The organism is Pseudomonas sp. 58 R 3 (assembly GCF_900006605.1).
Classification (GTDB): Bacteria; Pseudomonadota; Gammaproteobacteria; order Pseudomonadales; family Pseudomonadaceae; genus Aquipseudomonas; species Aquipseudomonas salomonii.
On the sequence record NZ_CVTT01000052.1, the window covers coordinates 281,570 to 306,067 of the forward strand.

A 24,498-nucleotide genomic window follows, 5' to 3' on the forward strand; every position below is an offset into this window, starting at 1 on the left:
TCAGTAAAGGAGAAACACCGTTTTTCTGGGACTGTCGCGGTGCATGCGACCTAGAAACGATCAAACCGATAAGGGCTCGGGTCGATGATCGGGGTATGCCCGCTGACCATATCGGCGGCCAAGTGGCCGGCCGCCGGCGAGGTACCGAAGCCATGCCCGGAGAAACCGGTGGCCACGGTCAGGCCGGGGATTTGCGCGATCGGCCCGATCACCGGGTTCGAATCCGGCGTCACATCGATCGTGCCCGCCCAGGCCTGGGCAATCCTGGCTTGTTCGAACACCGGCCAGGCCGCCTTGAGGTTGTTCATCGCGTCGTTATTGAGCCGCGGGTTGGCCGCCGGGTCCTGTACGCGCACGCGTTCGAAGGGGCTGACACTGTCGGCCGACCAACGTCGCGAAAGCGCCAGGTCATTGAAGAAATACTTGCCCAGTGACACGTTCAATACGCTGCGCTGCGCGCGAAATTGCGGCATATATTGCTTGGCCAGCAACAGGTGATCGAGGGTCAGGAAAGCATCCAGTTTGCCGCGCTGGGTAATGATGAAGCCGCCATCCTTGTGCTTGCGAAACGAAAAGTCCGGCGCGCCCACGGCAATCTCGGTGGGACCCTGCATCGGATGGGTGCGCAACACCGAACAGGTCAAGGCCAGGGTCGGCAACGACACCCCGAGGTTGCCCAGGAATCGCCGCGACCACATGCCGCCAGCCAGTAACACCTGGTCGCAGCGGATCTCGCCTTTTTCAGTGACCACGCCGCTGACCTTGCCGGCGGACATCTGCAGCGTGCGCACCGCACACTGCTCGATGATCACCACGCCCAGGGCCATGGCGGCCTTGGCGATCGCGCTGCTGGCCAGGGTCGGTTCGGCGCGCGCGTCGGATGGTGTGTAGATGCCGCCGGCCCACTCACCCGCGCCGCCCGGCACTTTCTGTGCGATTTCGCGGTTGCTCAGCAACCGCGAATCCAGTGACAGGTGCTCGACCGATTTGAGCCAACTTTCATGCATCGCCATTTGCGCCTCGTTGCGGGCGACGAACATGATGCCTTCCTGGCGATAACCCACATCCACACCGACGCGCTCGGGCATTTGCGCCCATAAGCGGTCAGCGGCCAGGGCCAGCGGAATATCGTGAGCGTGGCGACTGGTCTTGCGTACCCAGCCCAGGTTGCGTGAAGACTGCTCGCCGGCGATACGGCCTTTTTCCAGGACCACCACCGGGATATTGCGTTCGGCCAGTGTCAGTGCGGCAGTCAAGCCGATGATGCCGCCGCCGATGATGACGACGGCGGTCGTGGAGGGAAATTCGGTGGACGTATTCACGGGCGCAATAGTCGGGGCCATGATCAAGACTCGCAAAACTATAGAGGTCGACCGCGCGAGGGCGCGGCCGCAGGACGGGTTATTGCGACAGGCGAATCACTTCGACCTGGGCCTTGGAGGCGTTGCGATACGCCGTCACTTCCAGCTCCACCTTGTAAACCGTCGAACCCAACGGCGGGCAGGTGACGGTACTGGCCGGGTCGACACCACGGAATTTTTCGCCGATCAGGCCCATCACTGCCGGCACGTCCTTGGGGTCCTGGATAAATACCCGCGAGCACACCACATCGGCCAGGCTTGCATCGACAGCGGCCAGCGCGGTTTCAATGTTGGCGAACACCTGGTGCGTCTGCTCGAGGATATCCTCCGGGATCAGTTTGGTCTGCGGGTTGCGCCCGGCGGTATTGGACACATAGATCCAGTTGTCCACCACTACCAGGCGCGAATAGCTGGCCTGGTCTTCAAAGGGTGAGCCGGTCTTGAGCTTGATGATTTTGGTCATGTCGTAAGTCTCGTCAGTGGGTTAAAGGATGGCTTAGCGCAGGACGGGGGTTTCCCACAGGTTGAGCTTCACGCCGATGCCTTTTTCCACGGCATTGCGATACACCACGGTGCCCCAGGCCACGTCTTCCACAGGCATGCCGCCCACCGACATGATGATGATCTCTTCATCGTTGCGACGGCCCTGGGCATCACCGGCGACGATCTTGCCGATGTCTTCGAGCTCTTCGGGCTGCATCGTGCCTTCGGCGATCATGTCCATGAACCGCACGCCGATCACCGGCACGCAGTGGTGCGCAGGCTTGGGCAATTCTTCGAACCAGGCTTCGTAGAGGCCGGTGTTGTCCAGCACCTTGCGCACGTCGGCGCGTTCCATCCCCTCGTCCAACGAGCAGGATGCCGGCATGGCCATGAAGCAACCCGGCTTGACCCACTCGCGCTTCACAATTGGGTAGTTTGAGGGGTCGCCTGTCTCACCGGAGCTACAATAAGTAACAAGGTCGGAATCACGGACCACCTCTTCGAGGCTGTCGACCACGGTGATCGTGGTCACCTGTGGGTAGGTGTCCCTCACCCAGCCAATAAAATCATTCAGGCTTTTCTCGCCACGGCCCTTGATCTTCAAGGTATCGATCTGCGGGCAAACGGCGATGAATGCGGCGAGCGTGGTCTTGCCCATCACGCCGGGGCCGAGCAGGCCGACCACCTTCGAGTCCTTGCGTGCCAAGTGGCGCGCGCCCACGCCGGGAATCGCGCCGGTGCGGTAGGCCGACAGCAGGTTGGCAGACATATGCGCCAACGGTGCGCCGGTGTCGGGGTCGTTGAGGGTGAACATCAGGATCGAACGTGGCAGGCCTTTTTCGCGGTTGGCGATATTGGAGCCGTACCATTTGACGCCTGCGGTGCAGAAGCTGCCGCCCAGGTAGGCCGGCATCGCCATCATGCGGCGGTCAGCGGTGGGCTTGGGCATGTTCGGGAAAGGCGAATCCTTCGGAAACACCACCATCGCGCCGTGAGAATCGTTGTTTGGCCCAGCCATGCGGTAGTCGCCGCTATAGAGCAGGCCGAACATCTCTTCCATGGTATTCACACAGGCAAGCATGTCGGTTACGCCTGCGCGAATCATGTCCTGCTCGGACAGATAGATGAAGTCAATTTTTGTGGTAGTGGACATTATTATTCTCGACTGAAGATGAAGTCGCTGCGGTAGGCGCTGCTCCCACGCTATCGAGGTCGAGTATCAGTGAGTGTTTCATGACGGTATTGTAAATTTCGGACATCAAGGTTCGTCCCCGTCCGCAGAGTTGGCGCGATAAATGCGTGAATATTCCCGCATATACCACGCCAAGGTCCGGCCATGCCCAACCTGTGTTCACCATCGCTGCGGCAAACCGCTTACGAACAACCCTGGTTCGTACTCAACTCTTCACGGTATTCGGTAATGCCTTCCGAGCACCCGGCGATTTCGCATTTCTACGCCTTCGATGTCGCTCACTCAGCTGATCTGCTGGCGGTGCCGGACGGCTGCGTGGATATCGTTTTCGACTGTGACGCCACGCGCCCAAGTGTGAGGATTTGTGGTACCCCGCTGGAGGCGCAGCAGGTCGAACTGCTGCAGGGTCACCATTACTTCGGCGTGCGCTTTGCGCCGGGGGTTATCCCAGGTTTCATCAACGTCGTGGCCGAGGACCTGACCGAACAGGAATGGGATCTGCTGGAAGTATCGACGTTTGCCCAGCGCATTTTCGAAAGCATCGTCCAGGCCCCACAGTTGCAGGAGCAGATAAAGCTGTTCAGCGATTACCTGGCCCCGCGCCTCATCGGCCGAAGCTCGAAACTCACGACCATGGTCATCCAACAGGCGCTTGCACATCGCGGTGACCTGCGTATCCAGCAACTGGAAGAACTCAGCGGGTACACCAGCCGCACGATTCATCGCCAGTTCAGCCAGGACACCGGCCTGTCGCCCAAGACGTTCTGCCGGATCATTCGCTGCCAGGCGGCGCTGGAAACCCTGAACACCCGGCACGATGTGTCGTTTTCAGACCTGGCCCTGGACCTGGGCTTTTCCGATCAGTCGCATTTCCTGCGCGACTTCAAGAAGCTGGTCAGTACGACGCCCTGCGATTACCAGCGCCGAATGCTGCAGAGCGCCTACGCCGAGCGCATCCGCTTCGCCTGAGTGCCCTCCCCCCCGTTCCGCGAAAAATTAATTCCCCTCTCCATCACTTCTCCATAAAACCTTCGCCGAACGTGCATGCTTGCGGTGCATTATTCAATCCGTTGCTGAAAAACCGTGCACCCACCGAGCAGACCATGACGCTCTACACGTTTAAATTGAGAAAGTTGCAAGGTTTCTGGATTCCCCTGCAGAAGTACGCGCCGCGGTGTGTATTGGCGTTGTGGCTGATCGGCGTGGGCGTTTCTTTAGTGACGCTGTCGTATTACCACTGGCGGGTCATCGCACCCGCTATTTGTATGTTGATCACCGTGAAAATCATTATCGAAGAAGTACAGATCGATCTTTTATTGATGACCAATGAAGCGCGATATTTGCTCGATCTCACCCGTGGCATCTATCAGCGCACTACGCGCGCCGCAGGTGCCCCATGCAGCCCGTAACGCCGCCGATTCTGCTCGAAGAGAGTAAAAGACTGGGGCAGCAATCCGCCAGCCAGACCCTCAAGGCGATCGCCAAAGCCTATCCCGGCAAACTGTTCGGCACCTTGTCGCTGGTTGGGTTGGAGAATGCTTTACTGCTGGCCTACCCGTTGTTCGCCGGGTTTGCCGTCGACTCGATCATCCGTGGCGATGTCGGCAGTGCCGTGTGGTACGCCGTCGTAGTACTCGGTTTCTGGGTGGTCGGCGCGGCTCGCCGGGCCGTGGATACGCGCACGTTCACGCGCATCTATGCCGACCTCGCGGTGCCAGTAATTCTCAACCAGCGCCTGCAACGCCACAGTACCTCCAGGGCGGCGGCGCGAGTGGTACTGGCGCGGGATTTCGTCGATTTTTTCGAAAAACATGTGCCCACCATAGCCACTGCGCTGGTGTCGGTTGTCGGCGCAGCGGGCATGCTGTTGGTGATCGAGCCCTGGGTCGGCCTGGCCTGCCTGCTCGCACTGCTGCTGTGCGTTACCCTCATGCCGGGCTTCGCACGGCGCAACCAGCGCTTGCATGAACGCTTGAACAATCGCCTGGAAAAGGAAATCGGCCTGGTGGAAAAAGTCGGCGCCAACACCCTGCGCCGTCACTACCACGTGCTGTCGCGATTACGAATCGGGTTGTCCGACCGCGAGGCCGTCGCCTTCCTGTCCATCGGCTTGCTGGCAGCGTTGCTGTTCGTGGTTGCCATCAGCCAATTGGCCTTGGCGCCGGAGGTAAACGCCGGGCATATCTATGCGGTGATGACCTACTTGTGGACCTTCGTCAGTTGCCTGGATGAAGCCCCGTCGACGATCGACCAACTGGCGCGGCTCAAGGATATCGGCAAGCGCGTGGACCCGGGGCTGGCGTAAGGCCGTGACCGGTGGGCGATGCACTTTGCGCCGATGTGTGTTTCCTTGCGTCATCCTGGCAACGTTGAAGATCCACCCGCATTGGCACGCGCTTTGTCGTGTCAGTATGACGCTCGGCGTGTTTCGGACGGCGATTCACCGAACAGCTCACGGTAATGCGTGGCGAAATGGCTCAGGTGAAAAAAACCCATGGCCACGGCGATCTCACCGATGTTTTTCTCGCTCGCAGGGGTTGCGATCAACTGTCGCCTGACGGCGTTGAGGCGCAAATTGCGCAGGTATTCGACCGGTCGCATATCGGTGACGGCCTGGAAACTATTTTGCAGGGTCCTGCGACTGACGTGCAGCTGTTCACACAGATCAAGAATGCTCAACGGCGTATCGCCGCTGGCAATGATCAATTCCTGGCTGCGCCTGACCAGGTAGGCACTGACGGCGAAATTGCCACGCCGGCAGCGCACCTCGTCGCTGGCATGGCTGAACAGATCGAGGAACGCGCCAAGCAATTCGTCTTCCAGCATCTTTTCCGAGGCCGGGCTTATAGCGCCTGCATGTTCCAAAAAGTGACGAAACAGCGGGTGGATGCGTTGGCGAATGCGCAACAGTAACGTTTCATCCACGCTGAGCGCAGACACGCTGGTCAGGCGTTTGAGCTGATCGTTGGATAGTTCGAAGGCGGCCAGTTTGGCAAAGCGCACGGCATCGACATTGAGTGCGAAAAAGTGCGTGCCTTGCGGCGCATGCAACACGAACTCTTCGCCGTCACGCAACAGCACCACGCTTTGCGCGCTCACCTGCTGGCCTTGAACCACCGGCGGGCTGCCCAGTGACATGGCCGCACACAAGCGCCCCTTGGGCGAGCGGCCATGCTGCACCACGCGCTTGTCCAGCACCTCCTGGAAGATCTGGAAACGATCGCCGGACAACTGCCACAGTTCGCTGGTCAGGCAACCACGCCCGAGTTGGTCATACACCTGCTGCCAGCCCTGGATCGAGCCGGCGTGCTGTTGAGAGTCATTGAAGGTACGGACTTCGGCGAGCATATGCGTCATTCCTCGGCGGCCAGATTGTTGTTTTTGGCCTGAAGGCGGGCTCAGTCATCCATAACAGTCGCTGGCGATTGCGCAGGCACGAGGCCTGGGTGGAAATCCAAAGCCAGTTCCGTGCCAAGCATGCGCAAACGATAAGCGCCCGGTCGTATATCCAGCGGTGCCAGCAATGCACCGGACAACACGACCTGCCCGGCGTCCACGGGATAACCGTCCGCCAACAGACGCCGCACCAGCCAGCACAGGTTGAACAGAGGGTTGTCTTCGCGCGCCTGGGTATCACCGCTGCCGAGCAATGCGCCGTCATGCTCCAGGCGATACTCCACGCACGCATGCCGCACCGCATCGAACGACACGCGCGGCCCGACACAGTAAAGCCCTGCGGCGGCGTTATCAGCCAGGAACGCACCCAGCCCGAAAGCCCAGCCCTGCCAGCGGCAGTCGGCGATTTCGAAGGCCGGGGCCACCTCGGCAATTGCCGCCAGAATCTCCTCGTCAGGGTAATCGCCTGGCGCCAGGGGCCGCCCGAACACCAGCGCCAGTTCAACCTCAAGCTTGGGCTGGATCAGCCGCTCGAACGACACCGCGCTGCCCGGCTCGACCGCCATGGCCGACGTGAGCGCGCCATACACCGGTTCGTCGAGGCCAAAACGCGCCTGCGCCGCCCGGCCGGCAAAGGCCACCTTCCAACCGCTCAGGCGCTCGCCACCTGCCAGGCGCTGGGCCAAGCCCTGGCGCAACAGGGAGTAACCTTGCTGCTTGTCCAGTGCCTCGGGCGGCAACGGTGCGATGGCCCGGGCGCTATGCCCGGCCTCGTGCAGTTGGTCGAGCAACTCATCAACGCCACTCATGACAGTTGCTCCGCCAGCTTGCGCAGCACGCCCTCAAGCCGCTCAGGCGTGGTGATGGCGGCGACGAAGCGGTCCGGACGCACCACGACGATGCAGTCGCGCACCTTGGAGAACCATTCGCCCAAGCGGTTATCCACGTCCTCCACACTCAAGGCATCATTGGCTTTCAACGGCTGGTTCCGCCCGACGCCGCTGCGCGAACGATTGACCTGGATGAAACGTGTATCCCAGCGCGTCCAATACTCGGCCATCGCCTCACTGAGATGCTCACGCGGGTTCACGCGATACCCCAGCACGGCATAACCATTGCCGAGCACCTCGTCCAGGCGCCGCCGCTGGCCCTGGTCGTCTTCAATGTTCGGCTGGATGAACAACTGCCCGACCAGATCGTCCTCACGCAACTCGGTCCGCTCGTGATAAACCAAGCCCTTGGTGATAGTGGCCTTGGGTTTGAACTTGAATTCCAGCAAGTGCGAGCGCAGGTTATCCACGCTGTTCACCGCCTGGAACAGCCAGTCGCGCACGCCAGCCATCAGCGGGTTAGTCAAGCCGAGTACCGCCCCCATGTTGTCGGCCAGAGCCACCAGTTCAGTCGCGTGACCACGCCGCTCCTGGTCGTAGGTAGCGAGGATCGACGGCGCCGCGCGGCCCTGGATGATCGCTGCCAGTTTCCAGGCCACATTGGCCACGTCGCGCAGGCCCGAGTTGAGACCCTGCCCGGCCCACGGCGGGGAGATATGCGCGGCGTCGCCCACCAGTGCCACACGCCCTTCGACAAAGCGCGCCGCGACCCGCGAGTGGTGGGTATAGGCACGAATACGGATGATGTTGAGGTTGTTCACGGCATCGCCGATATGCCCGTGGATCAGTTTGCGAATCGTCGCCTCTTCGCACATTTTCGCTTCGTCCTCGCCCTCCATCAGCATGAATTCCCAGCGTCGCTGCTGGTAAGGCAGGTAGATGCACACGAAGGGCCGCTGCGGGTCGGCATGCAGCGCTGTGTAGGGCGCATCAAGTGTGTCGTTGGCGGTGTCGACCACCACCCATTTGCGCGGATGGGTCAGCCCAAGCAGTTCGATGCCGAGCTTTTTGCGCACGGTGGAGCGTCCGCCGTCGGCACCGATCACATAGTCGGCCTGAAGCTGGTAGATCTCGCCTTCGGCATCGCGCACCTGAAGGGTCACACCCTCGGCATCCTGCTCGAGTTCCAGCAATTGGTGGCCCTGACGCAGCTCAACGCTGGCATGCTGGCCGAGGTGTTCACGCAGGGTACCTTCGAGCAACTGCTGCATGAAGATATTGCGCATCGGCCAGCCGTACTGCGCGGCACTCGGCTTGACCTCGGCGAAACACACACCGCGTGCGTTGTAATAGCGCAGCGGCACGTCACAGATCATGTCGCGCACCGCCAGCTCGGCGATGCCGATGCCCTGCAGCACACGCAACGCCTCATCGTCCATGCCCACTGCACGAGGATAAGGCAGGATGCCGTCGGCCAGCTCAAGGACGACGCAGTCGACACCGTACATTCCCATATAGTGCGCGGCCGTAATGCCGTTGGGGCCACCGCCCACGATGACAACCTGGGTCTTCTCCTGCTTCATCGCTATTCACCGCTTTTCTTGTTGTGGTTTGGGTCCAGCACCGCTTGATCCTGTGCGCTTATCAGTGCAGACCGTCAAGGCCCTTTACGTCTTCGGCTTTGAGCCCGCCCAACCGCGCATGCAGGCGTCCGCGCGTGGCGAAGGCCCAGATCACGACGATCTCATCCGGCGAAGGGCCGTCGCCGAAGGTCACCGAGAAACTGTCGTAGTGCGAGCGCACGTACAGGGCATCCTTGTGCGCCAGCGGCACGTCGATGGTCGAACCTGGGCCACCCCGCTTGCCGGTGGAAGGCACCCACGACTTGCCACCGCCCAGGGCGACGCGGATCGGATCGGCGGCCGGGTTGGTCAGGAACGCATTGCCGTGCTCGTACTCGCCTGCGCTGCCCACCAGGATGGCCTTGCCGTAACTTTCAATCTGACGCGAACCGGCCAGGGCCTGGATGCGCCGGCCGAACTCTTCACCCAGCAGCGGCGACGGCTCGATCAATTGCGAAAGGTCTTCACTGTAACGGCCGGCATACGGGTTGGCGATCACTGCAGCGACGGCGTATTTGAACACCGGCTCGCCATCGGCCAACTGGCCGGTTTCATTGGCCAGGGTCTCTTCAACGAAGCTGTACCATTTGCGGATGTGATAGCTGGCGAAATTTGCGGTTTTCATCGGGGCTGCCTCTGTTCAAAGGGGGTCGAGTGGGTCAAGCGTGATGTTGCGACTCGGCGCACCGGCGGCCTTGAAACGGGCCTTGCCGCACGCGTCGTCGTGCTCGGTTTCGAGAAAAAACTCCATGCGATTGCAATCGGGGTCGTTGAAATACAGGCCGTTGCCGATTTCATGATCGGTAATTTTCACCACCTCCACTCCCTTCTTCAGCAGCATGCCGTAGAGCTGGCGCAAGGTGGTCATGTCACCGGCGATTTCCAATCCGTAGTGCTGCAGCCCCAGCCCGCCCTGGTGGGCGCCGGGTTCTGCGCGAATCAACGCGATGTCGTGATGCTTGGTGCCAAACGCCATCATCACCCAGCTCTCGCCACGGGCACTTTCGTGCATGCCCAGAATGTCGGCATACCAGCGCGCCGACACATCAGGATCACTCACCCAGAGCGATAAGTGAGTTCGAAGGATTTCGACTTTCATCACTGTTTACCTCAGTTTTTCTTGACGATGGATTGATGCCCGGCCTTGATTTGCGCCACGGCAGGCGTCCATAGCACGTCTGCGATCTCGCTGAATTCGCGCCAGTGCTTCTGCCAGCCATCACCGCCGTTGTCGGACGTAAACAAGTGCCCATACTTGGTGCCCGCCACCATCTGGCGCGGGTTGGCCGGGTTGAAGGCAATCGCCCAGACGCAGGAATTGGGCTGCTGCGGTAACGGCAGCACGTTCCAGCTGAGGGCGGCATCATGGGAGACGAGGATCTTGCTGGTGGTGCCCGGCGTACCATCGGAAATGCTCAGGTACAGCTCGTCTTGCGTGCCCAGCGGCGCATTCATGGCGCGCAAGTAGTACAGGCCGAAGGCTTCGCGACCGATAATGCCGGTCCAGGTCAGACCCTCGTCCAGGCTGCGGTAGACCGCATTCACGCAGACCACCACGATGACTTTCTTGCCGTGATTGGGCAGTACCACAATGTTGTGGATGTCCGAGTTGTAGTCCCACAGCAGTCGGTCATCGACGCGGGTCCAACTGTCGCCGCCATCGCGCGAATGGAACAGGCCACCCTCTTCCAGGCCAAACCACAGCTGATTGCGGTCGGTGGGGTCATAGGCGAAGGCCAGCAGGCGCGGACGACTGACACCATCGCAGAACTCGGGGATATCCACCGGGGCGCGATCCCAGCTCAGGCCGCCGTCCAGGGTGCGCCACAACACGGCACGCGAAGGCGCGCCGGTGCCGACGAAAATCCGTTGTGCATCCTGCGGGTCAACCGCAACTTTCCACACGGTCTGCCCGTTGAAAGGCGAATCGATGCGTTGCCAATGCCCACCGGTATCGTGGCTCACACACAAGCCCACATCGGTTCCGGCATAGATCCGCTCGGGCGCATCGGGGTGCAGGCTCAAGGATCGGGTGATCGCATCGAACTCCAGGTCCTGCCCCAGGCCCAGGCGATGCCAGGTCTTGCCATCGTCGGCGCTGCGGATCACCGCTTGCCCGACGGTGGCGACCAGAAGGGTTCCATTACTCATCTGTGATACTCCTCAGATATAGATGCCACGGGTCAAACCGCCGTCGATGCCGATGGATTCGCCGGTCACCGCCGCCGCTTTTGGCGACGCGAGGAAGCCAATCAGCCAGCCCATTTCAATCGGTGCGAGGGTGCGGCGAATCGGTGTGGCGTCGATGTAGGCCTGCTCCACCTGCTCAGCGGTCTTGCCCTGCTTGACTGCTTCGCGCTCGTACAGCTCCTGGATATGCGGGGTATCGACGACGCCGGGGTGAATCAGGTTGACCGTGATGCCCGACGGGCCGAGCTGGTCGGACAGGGTCTTGGTCATGTGGGCGATGGCCAGGTTGCGCATGCCCGAAAGCACTTTGCTGCTGCGCCCGGTGAGGCCGCCGATATTGATGATGCGACCGAAGCCGCCCGCCTTCATGTGTGGGGTCACGGCCTTGGCGCAACGGAAGTAGCCGATCACCTTGGTGTTGAGGTCCGACAGCAACTCATCATCGCCGGCGTGTTCGATGTCATTGCGCACCACACCCGATGGCGCTGCCGCACCGTTGACCAGGATGTCGATACGGCCGAAGTGCTTGTACGCCGCCTCGACCATCTCCGACACGGCCTTCATGTCATTGGTGTCACAGAACAGCGGTAGTACTTCATTGCCGGTCTGTGCAGTGATCTCTTCGGCCGCCAGTTGCAGGAACGCCATGCGCCGCGCGCAAATCACCACCTTGCAGCCTTCCTCGGAGAGAAAACGCGCGACTTCCTTGCCGATGCCCATACCGCCACCGGTGACAATGGCCACGCGGCCTTTCAATTCCAGATCCATAGCAATTACCTCGTGTGATTATTCAGTTCAGGCCAGATCGACAAACACGCTTTTGGTCTCGGTGTAGGCATCGATCACGTTTTTACCCATCTCCCGGCCCCAGCCGGATTGTTTGTAGCCACCGAACGGTGAAGAGGGATCGACCACGTTCCAGCAGTTGATCCAGACCGAGCCAGCCTTGAGCTGTGCAGCCACGCGGTGCGCCGAGCGCAAGTCGCGGGTCCACAGGCCAGCGGCGAGGCCATACGGCGAATCGTTGGCGCGCAGCACCAGTTCATCGATTTCGGTCCAGCTCATGACGGTCAGTACCGGGCCGAAGATTTCTTCGCGGGCCACACAGGCGCGCTCGGCACGGTCGAGGAAAACGCTCGGCGCAATAAAGTGACCACGCTCCAGGTGATCCGGACGACCGCCGCCGCAGATCAGTTCGGCGCCCTCCTCCTGGCCCCGCTGCAGGTAACCCTTGACGGTGTTCAACTGCCGCGCGGACACCAACGGCCCCATGCTGTTGGCCGGGTCCAGGCCATTGCCCAGGACATAGGCGGCGGCGTGGCGCTGCAGTTCTTCGAGCACCTGGTCGAGCACACTGGCGTGGACGTACAGGCGTGAGCCCGCCGTGCATACCTGGCCCTGGTTGTAGAAAATCCCATCGGCGGCCCCCTTGGCGGCGCGCGCAATGTCGGCGTCGGGCAGGATGATGTTCGGCGACTTGCCGCCCAGCTCCAGCGAGACCTTTTTCATGTTGACGGTGGCCGCCTGGGCGATCAGCCGCCCGACCTGGGTCGAGCCGGTAAAGGCGATCTTGTCTACGTCGGGGTGCTGTGCCAGCGGTGCACCAGTGTCGGCGCCAAGACCCGTGATCAGGTTGACGACGCCGGCGGGAAAGCCTGCCGCCTCGATCAGTTGCACCAGGCGGATCGCGATCAGCGGCGTCTGCTCGGCGGGCTTGAGCACCGCCACGCAACCGGTGGCCAACGCGGGGCCGAGCTTCCAAACGCACATGGTCAACGGGAAGTTCCACGGCACGATCAGCGCGCAGACCCCCACCGGTTCGCGCAACGTGTAGTTGAGCATCGGCGCGCCGCTGGCCGGTGATACGGGCAGCGTGCTGCCTTCGATCTTGGTGGGCCAGCCGGCAAAGTAGCGAATGATATTCGCCGCGCTGGCCGCTTCACCGCGCGCGTTGGCGATAGGTTTGCCGTTCTCCAGGGTGATCAGTTGCGCCAGTTCCTCACGGTGCTGGTCCAACAGATCGGCCAGGCGAAACAGCAACAGGCCGCGCTGCGCCGGTGACTGCAAGGCCCAGGTGCCGGTGAAGGCTGCGCGCGCGGCCGCAACGGCCGCATTCACATCACGCTCATCGCCTTGGGCGACTTCGGCCAGGGTCTGTTCAGTGGCCGGGTTTTCCACGGCAAAGCGGCGACCGCTGGCGGCGTCCTGCCACGTACCGCCGATGAACAGGCGACCGGGCTGCGCCAGGAACGCTTGGACGGCAGGTAATAATTCGGGCTGATACATAGTCGACTCCTTCACAGCGCCATTTCGATCAGGCAAGGACCACGGTCGGCCTTGGCATTGACCAGCGCCCGTTGCAGTTCGGCATTGGTCTGTACCGTGCAGGCCGGTACCCCGTAGCCTTTGGCCAGGGCCTTCCAGTCAATACGCGGGCTGTCGAGCACGGTCAGGCGCAGGGCTTGCGGGTCCATTTCGGTCATGCCGAAACGGCGCAGCTCGTTCTGCAAAATCGCGTAGCGATGGTTGGCGGCAATCAGGATCACCACCGGCAACTGCTCCCGAGCGATGCTCCACAGGGTTTGAATGGTGTACTGGGCACTGCCGTCCGATTGCAGGCAGAACACGCTATTGCCGCGCTCCGCCAAGGCGGCACCGAACCCCACCGGAATCCCCTGGCCAATCGCGCCACCGGTATTGGTCAATACCCGATGCCGCGCGGCGCGGGCGGAGGCGGTAAAGAACGGATAGCCGCAGGTGCCGCCCTCAACCGAGACGATGCTGTCTTCGGGCAGTGACGCGGCCAGCACTTGGCCGATGGATTGTGGCGTCAGCTCGGCATGACCGGGCGGCAGTTCGATACCCTCCGGGGTCGGCACATAGGCCGGTGCGTTCAGGGCATCGGCCAACGCCGTCAGCGCGCCCGAAACATCGTCACCGACTTCCGCCAGCGTCAGCAGGCGTTCACGTTCGGCGAGGCGCGACGGGATACCTTCGTAGCCAAAGTAACTGATGGGCTCGGGTACGCCTGCACAAATGACCAGGTCGTACTGCTCCAGAATTTCAATCGCCACCTCCGGGAAATACGGCAGGCGATCCAGGTCCGGCAAGCCACCGCCACGGTAACTCAGGCGCGGAAAGGTCTCGGCAAACAGGCGCACGCCGGGCAGTTGCGCCAGGCGCCCCGCCGCTTCCAGTCCCGCGACTGATAAGCCCTCATCGCCGACGATGAACACCAGCCGCTTGCCGTCACGCAATGCCTGCGCCACGGTTTCGATCCGGTCACTGGCAAACCGGCGAACCGGTGCGCGCAGAGGTGCGAACACACCGTTGTGCGTCACTGCGTGAGCCTGCAGGTCCATGGGCAGAATCAAACTGGCGATTTGGCCTTTGGCCTGCCAAGCCGCACGCACGGCTTCCTGTAAATCCTCACCGATTCCCGACGCGGTGCGCGAGGTGCGCACCCAGCCGGAGACAGCACCGGCCAAGGCCTGGATGTCGCTGGCCAAGGGCGGATCGTAGTTGACATGCCAAGAGGCGTGATCGCCGATGACGTTGACGATCGGCGTATTGGCCCGACGCGCGTTATGCAGGTTGGCGATGCCATTGGCAAAGCCCGGGCCCAAGTGAGTCAGGGTCATTGCCGGCTTGCCGGCGATCCGGCCATAGCCGTCAGCGGCGCCGGTGCAGACCCCTTCGAACAGCGACAACACCGGCTTGAGAGCAGGTGCGCTGGCCATGGCGGCCACCAGAGGAATCTCGGTGGTCCCGGGGTTGGCGAAGCAGTACTCGATACCGCTTGCCGCTGCCGCATTCACTATCAGTTGCGCGCCATTCATTGTCAGCCCTCTCGCTTGAGCGTTTTCTTTGTTGAGATTTATCACACAATATATCTCACCAAGCAAGAATTTAATGCAGATAATCTCTTTATGTGAGATTTAAGTGAATTTAAAACCTGAAAAGCTTAGTCTGTCGACCTGCAGGGTCGGGCTTGTTCGAGAATGCGGTTTGTCAGTAACTTCCATCACTGGCCCACCGCTTTCACGCGCAAGACCGCTCCCGCATTGGATCTGCGCTGTTTTCGCCTATAGTGCTTACCCGCATGCCATCCCTTCTCTAGGAACGAAATGAGCAGCCTGAGTAAATTGCTGAATGTCCTGGACCTGTTCGGTCCGGCGACGTTGAAGATCGACCCGGACACCATCGCCGAGCGCATGGGCCTGTCGCGCGCCACCGCGTATCGCTATGTCAAGGAATTGTGCGACGCCGGCCTGCTGACCCGCGTGGACGCCGGCCACTACGGCCTGGGGCCGCGCGTGATCGAGCTGGACTGGATGATGCGCCAGTACGACCCCATCCTTCTGGCGGGGCGCGAGCTGATGCACGAGCTGTCGGCGCAGACCGGCCTGGCGGTGTTCGCCAGCGTCTTCTACGACGGGCGCATCATCAACACCTACATTGCCGAACCCACCGACACGTATCACTTCTCCTTCGGGCGCGGGCATCCGCTGCCCTTTTTTCGCGGCGCGCAGTCCAAGGTATTGATCGCTTTCCAGAAAGGTCGACGCCTGCAGCGTCTGTTCGAAGAGCATATGGCCAGCGACCCGGAAAGCCCGTACGACTGGGCCAGCTTTGCCAAGGCCACAAAGAAGATTCGCAAGGATGGGTACTGCATGACCCATGATGAACTCAACCTCGGCCTGACCGGCATCGCCGCGCCCATCATCCAGCCGGATATCGACGAGGTGATCGGCAGCCTGTCCGCCGTCGGCAGCACCCAGAGCTTCAAGCTGCTGCGCCAGGAAACCGTGATTGAAATGGTCATGGACACCACCCGCCGGATTGCCGAGAACCTGCGCAATCCGCCGGGCGCCGCCGCATCCTGAGGTTCAGGCGCGGCGGCGGCGGTGGGCTAGAACGGCACGGCGATGGTCAACTGACTGTAAACGTTGGTGCCGTTGCCGGCGACCTGGTTGCCGCCCGTGGTGGCGTCCTGCTTGGGCTTGTAGAGGCCGATCAGCGGCGTGACGATCAGGTGCGGGTTGACGGCCCACTCGGCGTATACATCCAGCTCCCGAGCATTGAGATTCAGCGCATTGCTTTTGCGCACGGTGTCGAAGTCGAAGTACAGCGCACCCAGGGTCAGGTTTTCCAGAGGCGTGGCCTTGAGGGCCACGTGCTGGATGCTGGTGTTGCTATTGAACGGCCCGGCATAGTTGCCCGCGACTTCGCCCTGCAGCCAGGTGCCATAGCCAGTGCTCAAGCCGGTGAACAGCGAATCCCACTGCTGTGAGTAGCGGGTGTAGCGGTAGCTGACCTTTGGCGCCCAGGCGACATCGGCAAAGGTGTAGCCGGCTTCGCCGTACCAGGCTTTTTCGGGGCCGGTGTCCTTGTCCTGCCAGGCATATTCGAACGCCAGGCTGACATTCGGCAGACCTGCGTCGCCTTCGCCGCGCACGCTGTAGACATTCATGCCCTTGCGCTGGCGCTGAAAATCACTGGCCCAGCGTTCGTTCACATCGATGCCGTGCACCCAGGTCAAGCCCAGTGTGCCCGGCTTGGTGGTGTAATCCAGGGTACCGGCGGCCACTTCGGTTTCAGCCTGGGCGCGGTTATCGGACTTGAGCCACAACAGGCTGCCGTGCAGACCATCCTTGCCGCCCAGCCGCAGGAACGCGGTTTGATCGAAGGCGTGCCGCGCGGCCAGGTAATACGCACCGCCACGGTTCATCGTGCCATTGGCCGGGCCCTTGCCCAGGTTCGGACCGTCGTCGTTGATCAGGAAGCCACTGCCGAGCTTGACCACCTGGCGACCGCCGGAAATGTCCACGCCATCCTTGCCCAGGGCCGGAAACAGGTCGCCGGAGCGCCAACCCAGGTACGCATCTTCGATTTTGGTGGTGCGTTCGCTGCCCAGGGTATTGCCGGCCGGGTCGCCGTCACCCCAGGTCGCGGAACTGACGAGCGCGAAGGCGCCATAGGCGGTGCCATTGCCGGCCAGGGACTGGTCGCCGCTCAAACCATACTTGATGAAACCTTCGCGCCAGGTCGAACCGCCCGGCGTGCCGTCATAGTTCTTACGGCTGTTGAACATGCCGAACACGGCGGTCATGTCGGCATTCAGATGCCGGCTCTCATCGCTGTACAACTCATAGGCCTGGGCCTGGCTGATGGCGCAAAGCGTCAACGTACAGGCCAACGTACCGCTGAGAAATGACGTGGAGGGATACCGCATGATCGAAGCTCCTTGGGTGCGCCTTTTGAGAGGCTGTCTTAGTTGTTGAGGCGTTATTCGGCTGCGCGCTTGTTGACGAACAGCAACTGCTGGCCGGTAAATTCCAGCAACCCTTCCAGGCCGAACTCGACGCCGAAGCCGGACATCTTGCTGCCGCCGAACGGCGTGTTCGGCTGAATGCGCGCGTGGCAGTTGACCCAGGCCACGCCACTCTCCAGACGGCTGGCCAATGCCTGCGCCTGCTCAACGTCCGGGCCCCAGACCGAACCGCCCAGGCCCATGTCGCCGGCATTGGCGCGACGCAACACATCCTCGACATCCTGATAAGCGATCAGCGGCAATACCGGCCCGAACTGTTCCTCGTCGACCAGACGCTGGCCATCGGTCACATCCGCCACCAGTGTGGGCGGGTAGAAAAAACCAGGACGATCCAGGCGTGCGCCGCCACACAGCACCCGCGCACCGTGTGCCCGCGCATCGGCAATCAGGGCGTCCACCAGTTGCAGTTGATCAAGGTTCTGCACCGGGCCGAAGTTGACGCCGGGCTCCAGGCCATCACCGACCACCTGGCGCTCGGCAATCCGCGTCAGGGCCTCGGCAAACGCCTGGTACTGGGATTCGTGAATGTACAAGCGCTTGAGTGCGGCGCAGGTCTGGCCCATGTTGAGGAAGGCGGCCTGGAAGATCTCTTCGGCCACCTCCTCCACCGACGTACCCGGCAATACAATCGCCGCGTCGTTGCCGCCCAGTTCCAGGGTAAGGCGCTTGAGGTTGGTGGCGGCCCCGCGCATCACGCTTTGGCCGGTGGCGGTGGAGCCGGTGAACACAATCTTCTGGATCCCCGGGTGCGACGTGATCGCGCTGCCGAAACCCTGCTCGCCGGTCACGCAGTTGATCACACCGTGGGGCACATGGCGCCCGATGATTTCGACCAGGCGCAACGTGCTAAGCGGCGTCAGGCTCGATGGCTTGCTGATCACGCAGTTACCCGCGCGCAGCGCCGGCATGATGTGCCACACAGCGATCATGAACGGCCAGTTCCACGGCGTGATGGACGCCACCACACCCAAGGGCTTGCGGTGCAGTTCGATGCGCTGGGTCGGGGTTTCTTCCACCAGCTCCACGGCGATCTCCTGCCCGGCGGCGTAGCGGGTCCAGGCGGCGGCGCCCATGACTTCGGAAAACGCCAGCTCAAGCGGTTTTCCTTGTTCCTGCACGATCAGCCGGGCCAGTGCATCAGCGTCCTTTTCAATCGCATCGGCAATAGCATTGAGGTGCTCACAGCGCTGCCCATGTGTACTGTGGCGCCAGGTCTTGAAAGCGGCCTGAGCGGCGGCCACCGCCTCGTCCAACTGGGACAGCGAGCCGGCCGGGCATTGGGCGAATACGGCGCCGGTGGCCGGATTGATCACGTCAAACTGGCCGTTTTCACCGGCAACCGAAACGCCGTTGATGAGCATCTTGTAATGGTGCATATGCAATTTCCTTTAACGCAGACGAGCCCTGCCGCACAACGGCAGCGAACAATTCACAGGAGAGAGGTTTCGAACCAGGCCTTAGAGCTTGTGACTGCCCAGGGCCAGGAACCGCTGCGGCGACACCTTGCGCAGGCGCGCGGCGAGATACAGGCCGCCCATCAGGGCTGCGGGAATCACCGCGCACAAGCTGTAGGACAAGAGCTGGCTGGCCCCCGTGAGCACATCGAAATGCGCCACCGCCAGTACCAGCACGCTCAGCAATGCCAGGCACGACAGCACCGGCAGAATGCGCCCGCGCAGCAGGCCGACCTTGAGTTCGGGGTGCCGATGGAAATACACGCAGATCGCGAACGAGGTCATCGCCATTAGCAGGATCACGCACAGGGTTGCCAGGTTGGAGAACCAGGCGAACAGCTGCAGGATCGGGTCGGCGTCCATCGCGGCGAAGATCAATACCACCACGGCCGCGATCAGGCTCTGCAAGGCAGACCCCATGTGCGGGCTCTGGTGCACGCGGTGAGTGGTGCCCAGCATGCTGTGCAGCAGGCCGTCACGGCCGATAGCGTAGAAGTAGCGCGCCGCAGCGTTATGAAACGCCAACAGCCCGGCGTAGATGCTGACCATGAACAGCACGCGGATGACCTGGGTCAGGTGCGGGCCGACGAAGTGATCGGACATGCCGTAGATAAAGGTGGTGGGGTCTTGCATGGCTTGCAGCATCGGCACGATCTTGTCCGCGCCCACACCCACTACCATCGACCACACCGACAGCGCATAGAACCCGCCGATCAGCAACACCGAACTGTAGGTGGCGATCGGGATGGTACGCTGGGGGTCTTTCGCTTCTTCACCGTAGATGGTGGTGGCCTCGAAGCCGATAAAGGCGGCGAAGCAGAACAGCAGGCCGATGGACGGAGTGCCGCTGAACACATGCTGACGGGTGAACGAGTCGAGATTGACGCCGCTGTCTCCCCCGTTTTTCAGAATGGCGAAGTCGAGGATCAGGATCGCCAGGTATTCAGCGATCACCACCAACGACAGTACCCGTGCCGAGAGGTCGATCTTGCGATAGCCGAGAAACGCAATGCTGGCCATCGCCATCAGCGAATAGGACCACCAGGGCAATATCACACCCGCCACGCTTTCCATGGTGCCGGCGACCACGCCACCGAACATGCCATACAGGGCGATCTGCAGGATGTTGTAGGCGAACATCGCCAGCACTGCCGCCGAGCCGCCGACCAGGCCGCCCAGGCCACGAGAGGTGAAGGCGTAGAAACCGCCCGCGTTGGTGACATGGCGGGACATGGTGGTGTAACCCACCGAGAACGCCAACAGCACCAGCAAGGCCAGCAGCAGTAACGCTGGGGTGCCGGCACCGTTGCCTAGCATGATGCCAATGGGGAACCCACCCGCAATCACGCTAAGCGGACTTGCCGCCGAAATCACAAAGAAGATGATGAAGCCGACACCCAGGGCGCCACGCTTGAGCTCTGTAGAGCTGTTGACCGGCATAGTTACACTCATGTTCTTGACCTTATTGTATGAGGCAGTCGCTGTGGGGTGGCCCCGATCCAGCCGCTATCGGTGCCGGGTAGCGCTTTTATTCTTGAGGTTGCACGCTGGATTCGATCCTATGCCCGCCCACACAACCCTCGCTATCCCAAATCGGTAACATCGCGGTCAGCGCCCCAAAACAGGTCAGGGCCGACTTATTCCCCCGCCGATTTGGGATAACGCCGCGGGTGCGCGCTCGTGCATGCTAGGTTCACCCGTCCTATGCCTGGCTGACCTGAAGCTGCCGGCGTTGGCCATTCAATTATCGAGCCCACACTATGCCCTCCAAGCACCGCTGGCTGATCCTCGCCATTATGTCCAGCGCATTGCTGCTCATCGTCATTGATATGACCGTGCTGTACACCGCCTTGCCCACCCTGGCCCTGATCCGGCTGACGTTCAGCGACGAGCGCGAACAGGCCATGGCATTTGGTATCTGGGCGTCGGTGGCCTCCGGCGGTGCGGCGCTCGGTCCGGTCGTGGGCGGCTTGCTGCTGGAGCATTTCTGGTGGGGCTCGGTGTTTTTGATCAACGTTCCGATTGTGCTGGCGGCGCTGCTGCTCTCGGCCACCGGCATGCTGGCGTACGTGTTGCTGTGCAACTCATGCTCAGCGTCCCCACCGATAAGGCCGGTATGGCCGCGTCTATCGAGGAGGTTTCCTTCGAGCTGGGCGGTGCCGCCGGAGTGACGCTGGCAGGCAGCCTGTTGTTGGTTGCGGCGCTGCTGGTCAAGTTCAGCCGGCAGACGCCCGTCATAGCGCGATAAAGAGAGAATTACCGAACCGGCCTCGCTAACACCCGAGACCGGCCGATATATGACATACCCAATAAGAAGTCAGTGGCCCGGGCCAACTGATGGTCAACAAGCATGCTGTTCACCTGCGAGATACTCCGATGCTCGACGCCCTCTCCATCCGTTTGAAAATCATCCTGCTTTCCGGCCTGTGCCTTCTGGGCGTAATCGGTCTGATCGTCAGCCTGAACCTCTATCAGAGTAACCAGAACAACCGGTTGATCAGTACGTCCAGCAGCAAGATGCTCACCGAGAGCGGCGAGACCCTGCTGCTGGCCAAGGCCGCCGAGCAGACGGGTAACCTGCAGCGGGTCTTCGGCAACAGCCTGCTGCTCATTACCGCCCTGTCCGACCAGGCGGCACATTTGCGTAACATGGCCGCGCAGCGCGGATTGCCGGCCGCGACGTTGCGTGAGGAGCTGAACCAGAGTCTCAAGGCAACCTTCGAGCGCAATCCGCAGATACTCGGGCTGTGGCTGGTTTTCGAGCCGAATGCGCTGGAGGGTCAAGACAGCGCATTCGCCAACGACGCCGCGCGCGCCTCCAACGAAACCGGCCGCTTTGCCAGTGCCTGGAACCGGGGCGCTGGCGAGTCGGTGAACATACTGATTCCCGAAAGCGATTTGCATAAGACCGATCTCAGCATCAGCGGCACCCCCTACAACAGTTGGTACACCTGCCCGCGCGACACACGGCGCACCTGCCTGATGGCGCCCTATGCCGACACCCAGGCCGGGCAGGTACAACTGATGACCACGCTGTCGATACCGTTGATTGCCAATGGCAAAGTGATCGGCGCCCTGGGCGTTGACCTCGCACTCGGCGCCCTGCAAGCGGCCGCAAGCGATGCCCAGCGCATGCTGTTCAACGGTTCGGGAAGCATGCTGATTGTGTCCGACAGCGGCGTGCTCGCGGCCTACAGCAAGGATGCCGGCCAGGTCGCCAAGCCGCTCAGCGTCACATTGGGTGAGCAAAGCAAGGCGATACTCGCGGCATTGACGCAAAAAAAACCGCTGGTGCTGGCCCAGGATGATTTGATCCGCGCCGTCTACCCCGTCGCGCCTATCCCCGACGCGCCGGCCTGGGGAGTGGTCATTGATTTGCCCAAACAGGTACTGCTGGCCGACTCGGCAGCACTTCAGACCTTGCTTGACCAGACCCAAACCCGCGACACGCTGAAGTCATTGCTGGTGGCCATCGGCGCCGGGCTGTTGGGCCTGCTGCTCATTTGGTTCACTGCCTCCGGGGTGACGCGCCCGATCAACAGTGTCGCGCAGATGCTCAAGGCAATTGCCAGTGGCGACGGCGACCTGACCCAACGCCTGCACTACCGCAAGAAAGATGAACTGGGCGAACTGGTGAGTTGGTTCAACCGTTTTCTCGACAAACTGCAGCCCACCGTCGCGCAGATCAAGCAGAGCATTACCGATGCGCGCGGTACCGCCGACCAGTCTTCGGAAATTGCGCGGCTGACCAGTGAAGGGATGCAGGTGCAGTTTCGCGAGATCGATCAACTGGCAACCGCGTCCAACGAAATGAGCGCCACCGCCCATGAAGTCGCCCACAGCGCCTCGAGTGCCGCCCAGGCAGCGCGCGGTGCCGACCAGGCGTCCAGAGAGGGCATCACCCTTATCGAGCGCAGCACCCAGGACATCAATGCTTTGGCCCGCGAGGTCAGCAAGGCCGTGACGGAAGTCGAAGCGCTGGCGGTCAACAGCGAGCAGATCGGTTCGGTGCTGGAAGTGATCCGCAGCATTGCCGAGCAAACCAACCTGCTGGCACTCAACGCTGCGATCGAAGCGGCGCGTGCCGGGGAAAGCGGCCGGGGTTTTGCGGTGGTGGCCGATGAAGTCCGCAACCTGGCCAAGCGCACCCAGGACTCCGTCGAGGAAATCCGCATGGTCATCGAACGCATCCAAACCGGCACGCGGGGCGTGGTGGCGACCATGCATTCCAGCCAGACGCTCGCCCACGACAACGCCGGGCAGATCCATCAGGCCGTGCAGGCGCTTGGCAAGATCAGCGACGCGGTTACCGTGATCAGCGACATGAACCTGCAGATTGCAAGTGCGGCGGAGGAGCAAAGTGCGGTGGCCGAAGAGGTCAATCGCAACGTCTCGACCATCCGTGGCGTGACCGAGACCCTGACGGAACAGGCCGCCGAGTCGGCGCAGATCAGCAGTCAGCTCAACGCGCGGGCCAATCAACAGATGAAGCTGATGGATCAGTTCCGCGTGTAACACACGGCGGTATGGCGGCGCGTGATGTCTGGGACGGTAATTCGGAGAACAGCGCATGGTACTCAGCCGCAAAATGGCTGAGGTGGTAGAACCCCCACTGGGCCGCGGCATCGCCAATCGAGAGGTGCGCGGCCTGGGTGGACATCAAGGTGCGGCGTACGCCATTGAGCCGCACACAGCGAAGGTAGTTCAGCGGCGTGGTCTCGGCCACGGCGCGAAAGCTGTTCTGCACCGTGCGCCGGCTGATCTGGAGGCGTTCGCACAGCTCGAACACACTGGGCACGTCGAACAGTCCGGTGGTCGCCATGCGGTGGCATTTCTCGACGATAAAACTGCGCGTGGAACTGCTCGTGCGCTGCTGCTTATCGCAGGCCGGATCGGTCATGAGCTGCATCAACTCGCTGAGCATGGCCTGCTCCAGCGCCTCGTCGTGTTGCCGCTCTTGCGCGCTGTCGTGAGCATCGCTGGCCATCGCCTGGGCGAACACCGCCAGCAAGCGCCGACGGGCATCGGCGAAACGTTGGCTGGAAACCCTGATCACCGGCTGACGCAGCAACAGGCTCACATCCTTGGCCGACGCGGTTTGCGCCAGCGCCTGCTCGAACAATTCACGCTCGAACGTGATGGACAGCAGCTGCATGCCCATCGGCATATGAAACATGAACTCCTCGCCACCGCGCAGAAAGAACAGGCTGCTGTCGTCCACCTCGCGCCCCTGCATTCGCATCGAGCCGGGCACGTTGATCGGCACCGCGAAGCACATCTTGCCCCGCGGCGCGACACCGTGCTGCACGACACGCTGGTTGATCTGCTCAAGGAAAACGTGGCAACCGCCGGTGGTCAACTGCATCAGCGAACTCTCGGTCGAACCGGCGGTTAACTGGCTGTAGTCCTGGTTCCACTGCTGCACGTTGGCCGCATGAACGTGAACATCCTTAAAATGACCGACGCTGTTATTTCTCATAATGAGCGATACCCTCGGATATTTTTTATTTTAAGGTCGATTTATTTATAGATATTCTCACATAGCGCAATTAATGCAAATTTCGTCAGAGCTTCAGCTCACGCCGGCTCACCTGCGTCGGCGCCCCACATGTGCCGATTCGGGCTACCAGCCTTAC

21 protein-coding genes and 1 pseudogene are annotated in these 24,498 nt (G+C 61.6%); 6 read left to right on the plus strand and 16 right to left on the minus strand.

Features of this window, described 5'->3' with window-relative positions; genetic code table 11:
* Positions 1–50: 50 nt before the first annotated feature.
* Genes BFP92_RS15120 through BFP92_RS15130 form a run of 3 tightly spaced genes read right to left on the minus strand, consistent with a single transcriptional unit; the run spans position 51 to position 2,997 of the window.
* Positions 51–1,343 carry an NAD(P)/FAD-dependent oxidoreductase gene (locus BFP92_RS15120; protein WP_065930126.1) on the minus strand — a complete coding sequence of 431 codons (1,293 nt, stop codon included), beginning with the start codon at positions 1,341–1,343 and terminating at the stop codon, positions 51–53.
* 58 nt (positions 1,344–1,401) lie between these two features.
* On the minus strand, positions 1,402–1,824 hold the full coding sequence (locus BFP92_RS15125; RefSeq protein WP_017846980.1) for a RidA family protein: 423 nt from the start codon (positions 1,822–1,824) through the stop codon (positions 1,402–1,404).
* Between the two features lie 33 nt (positions 1,825–1,857).
* Entirely contained in the window at positions 1,858–2,997 is a 1,140-nt protein-coding gene (locus BFP92_RS15130) for an ornithine cyclodeaminase family protein (protein WP_065930127.1), read from the minus strand.
* Positions 2,998–3,180: 183 nt separating this feature from the next.
* Between BFP92_RS15130 and BFP92_RS15135 the strand changes: the two genes are divergently transcribed.
* The 3 genes from BFP92_RS15135 to BFP92_RS15145 all read left to right on the plus strand — a co-directional run bounded on the left by BFP92_RS15135 (position 3,181) and on the right by BFP92_RS15145 (position 5,341).
* Positions 3,181–4,005 carry an AraC family transcriptional regulator gene (locus tag BFP92_RS15135; RefSeq protein ID WP_065930128.1) on the plus strand — a complete coding sequence of 275 codons (825 nt, stop codon included), beginning with the start codon at positions 3,181–3,183 and terminating at the stop codon, positions 4,003–4,005.
* Between the two features lie 134 nt (positions 4,006–4,139).
* Positions 4,140–4,445, plus strand: a complete 306-nt coding sequence (locus tag BFP92_RS15140; RefSeq protein ID WP_065930129.1) for a hypothetical protein — start codon at positions 4,140–4,142, stop codon at positions 4,443–4,445.
* Complete coding sequence (locus BFP92_RS15145) at positions 4,433–5,341, plus strand: ABC transporter six-transmembrane domain-containing protein (protein WP_065930130.1); 909 nt, start codon at positions 4,433–4,435, stop codon at positions 5,339–5,341. Before BFP92_RS15140 ends, BFP92_RS15145 begins: the two co-directional genes overlap by 13 nt.
* A 101-nt stretch (positions 5,342–5,442) precedes the next feature.
* Here the strand turns inward: BFP92_RS15145 and BFP92_RS15150 are convergent, their stop codons facing one another.
* The 9 genes from BFP92_RS15150 to BFP92_RS15190 form a co-directional block, all read right to left on the minus strand.
* Positions 5,443–6,384 (minus strand): helix-turn-helix domain-containing protein, encoded by a 942-nt coding sequence (locus tag BFP92_RS15150; RefSeq protein ID WP_065930131.1) that lies wholly within the window; start codon positions 6,382–6,384, stop codon positions 5,443–5,445.
* Between the two features lie 50 nt (positions 6,385–6,434).
* The gene (locus BFP92_RS15155) at positions 6,435–7,241 is read right to left on the minus strand and encodes a 2-keto-4-pentenoate hydratase (RefSeq protein ID WP_065930132.1); all 807 of its coding nucleotides are present in this window, start codon (positions 7,239–7,241) and stop codon (positions 6,435–6,437) included.
* Positions 7,238–8,845 (minus strand): bifunctional 3-(3-hydroxy-phenyl)propionate/3-hydroxycinnamic acid hydroxylase, encoded by a 1,608-nt coding sequence (locus tag BFP92_RS15160; protein ID WP_065930133.1) that lies wholly within the window; start codon positions 8,843–8,845, stop codon positions 7,238–7,240. Before BFP92_RS15160 ends, BFP92_RS15155 begins: the two co-directional genes overlap by 4 nt.
* 61 nt (positions 8,846–8,906) lie before the next feature.
* Positions 8,907–9,509: an amino acid synthesis family protein gene (locus BFP92_RS15165; protein WP_065930134.1), complete on the minus strand. Its 603-nt coding sequence runs from the start codon at positions 9,507–9,509 to the stop codon at positions 8,907–8,909.
* Positions 9,510–9,524: 15 nt separating this feature from the next.
* The gene (locus BFP92_RS15170) at positions 9,525–9,983 is read right to left on the minus strand and encodes a VOC family protein (RefSeq protein ID WP_065930135.1); all 459 of its coding nucleotides are present in this window, start codon (positions 9,981–9,983) and stop codon (positions 9,525–9,527) included.
* Positions 9,984–9,994: 11 nt separating this feature from the next.
* The gene (locus BFP92_RS15175; RefSeq protein ID WP_065930136.1) at positions 9,995–11,035 is read right to left on the minus strand and encodes a VPS10 domain-containing protein; all 1,041 of its coding nucleotides are present in this window, start codon (positions 11,033–11,035) and stop codon (positions 9,995–9,997) included.
* A gap of 12 nt (positions 11,036–11,047) precedes the next feature.
* Positions 11,048–11,842, minus strand: a complete 795-nt coding sequence (locus BFP92_RS15180) for an SDR family NAD(P)-dependent oxidoreductase (protein ID WP_065930137.1) — start codon at positions 11,840–11,842, stop codon at positions 11,048–11,050.
* Between the two features lie 27 nt (positions 11,843–11,869).
* Positions 11,870–13,360 carry an aldehyde dehydrogenase family protein gene (locus BFP92_RS15185; RefSeq protein WP_065930138.1) on the minus strand — a complete coding sequence of 497 codons (1,491 nt, stop codon included), beginning with the start codon at positions 13,358–13,360 and terminating at the stop codon, positions 11,870–11,872.
* 11 nt (positions 13,361–13,371) lie between these two features.
* Positions 13,372–14,913, minus strand: a complete 1,542-nt coding sequence (locus BFP92_RS15190; protein WP_056858418.1) for an acetolactate synthase large subunit — start codon at positions 14,911–14,913, stop codon at positions 13,372–13,374.
* Positions 14,914–15,201: 288 nt separating this feature from the next.
* Here BFP92_RS15190 and BFP92_RS15195 point away from each other — a divergent pair, with 288 nt between their 5' ends.
* Positions 15,202–15,960, plus strand: coding sequence for an IclR family transcriptional regulator (locus BFP92_RS15195; RefSeq protein WP_065930139.1), 759 nt, complete (start codon positions 15,202–15,204; stop codon positions 15,958–15,960).
* 26 nt (positions 15,961–15,986) lie between these two features.
* Here the strand turns inward: BFP92_RS15195 and BFP92_RS15200 are convergent, their stop codons facing one another.
* From BFP92_RS15200 to BFP92_RS15210, 3 genes are all read right to left on the minus strand, one after another.
* Positions 15,987–17,309: an alginate export family protein gene (locus tag BFP92_RS15200; protein WP_170875841.1), complete on the minus strand. Its 1,323-nt coding sequence runs from the start codon at positions 17,307–17,309 to the stop codon at positions 15,987–15,989.
* Between the two features lie 53 nt (positions 17,310–17,362).
* Positions 17,363–18,784 (minus strand): aldehyde dehydrogenase family protein, encoded by a 1,422-nt coding sequence (locus BFP92_RS15205; protein WP_065930140.1) that lies wholly within the window; start codon positions 18,782–18,784, stop codon positions 17,363–17,365.
* An 81-nt stretch (positions 18,785–18,865) separates the two neighbouring features.
* A complete protein-coding gene (locus tag BFP92_RS15210; protein WP_065930141.1) occupies positions 18,866–20,314 on the minus strand; it encodes an APC family permease in 1,449 nt (482 codons plus the stop codon).
* 308 nt (positions 20,315–20,622) lie between these two features.
* Between BFP92_RS15210 and BFP92_RS15215 the strand changes: the two are divergent.
* Together BFP92_RS15215 and BFP92_RS15220 are read left to right on the plus strand one after the other, a co-directional pair.
* Positions 20,623–20,910, plus strand: a pseudogene (locus BFP92_RS15215) (MFS transporter); the annotation flags it as partial.
* A 328-nt stretch (positions 20,911–21,238) separates the two neighbouring features.
* The gene (locus BFP92_RS15220) at positions 21,239–23,377 is read left to right on the plus strand and encodes a methyl-accepting chemotaxis protein (RefSeq protein ID WP_065930201.1); all 2,139 of its coding nucleotides are present in this window, start codon (positions 21,239–21,241) and stop codon (positions 23,375–23,377) included.
* On the opposite strand, the gene BFP92_RS15225 is transcribed toward BFP92_RS15220, so the two are convergent.
* The gene (locus BFP92_RS15225) at positions 23,325–24,341 is read right to left on the minus strand and encodes a helix-turn-helix domain-containing protein (protein WP_065930143.1); all 1,017 of its coding nucleotides are present in this window, start codon (positions 24,339–24,341) and stop codon (positions 23,325–23,327) included. The two genes, BFP92_RS15220 and BFP92_RS15225, sit on opposite strands and share 53 nt — an antisense overlap.
* Between the last annotated feature and the right edge of the window lie 157 nt (positions 24,342–24,498).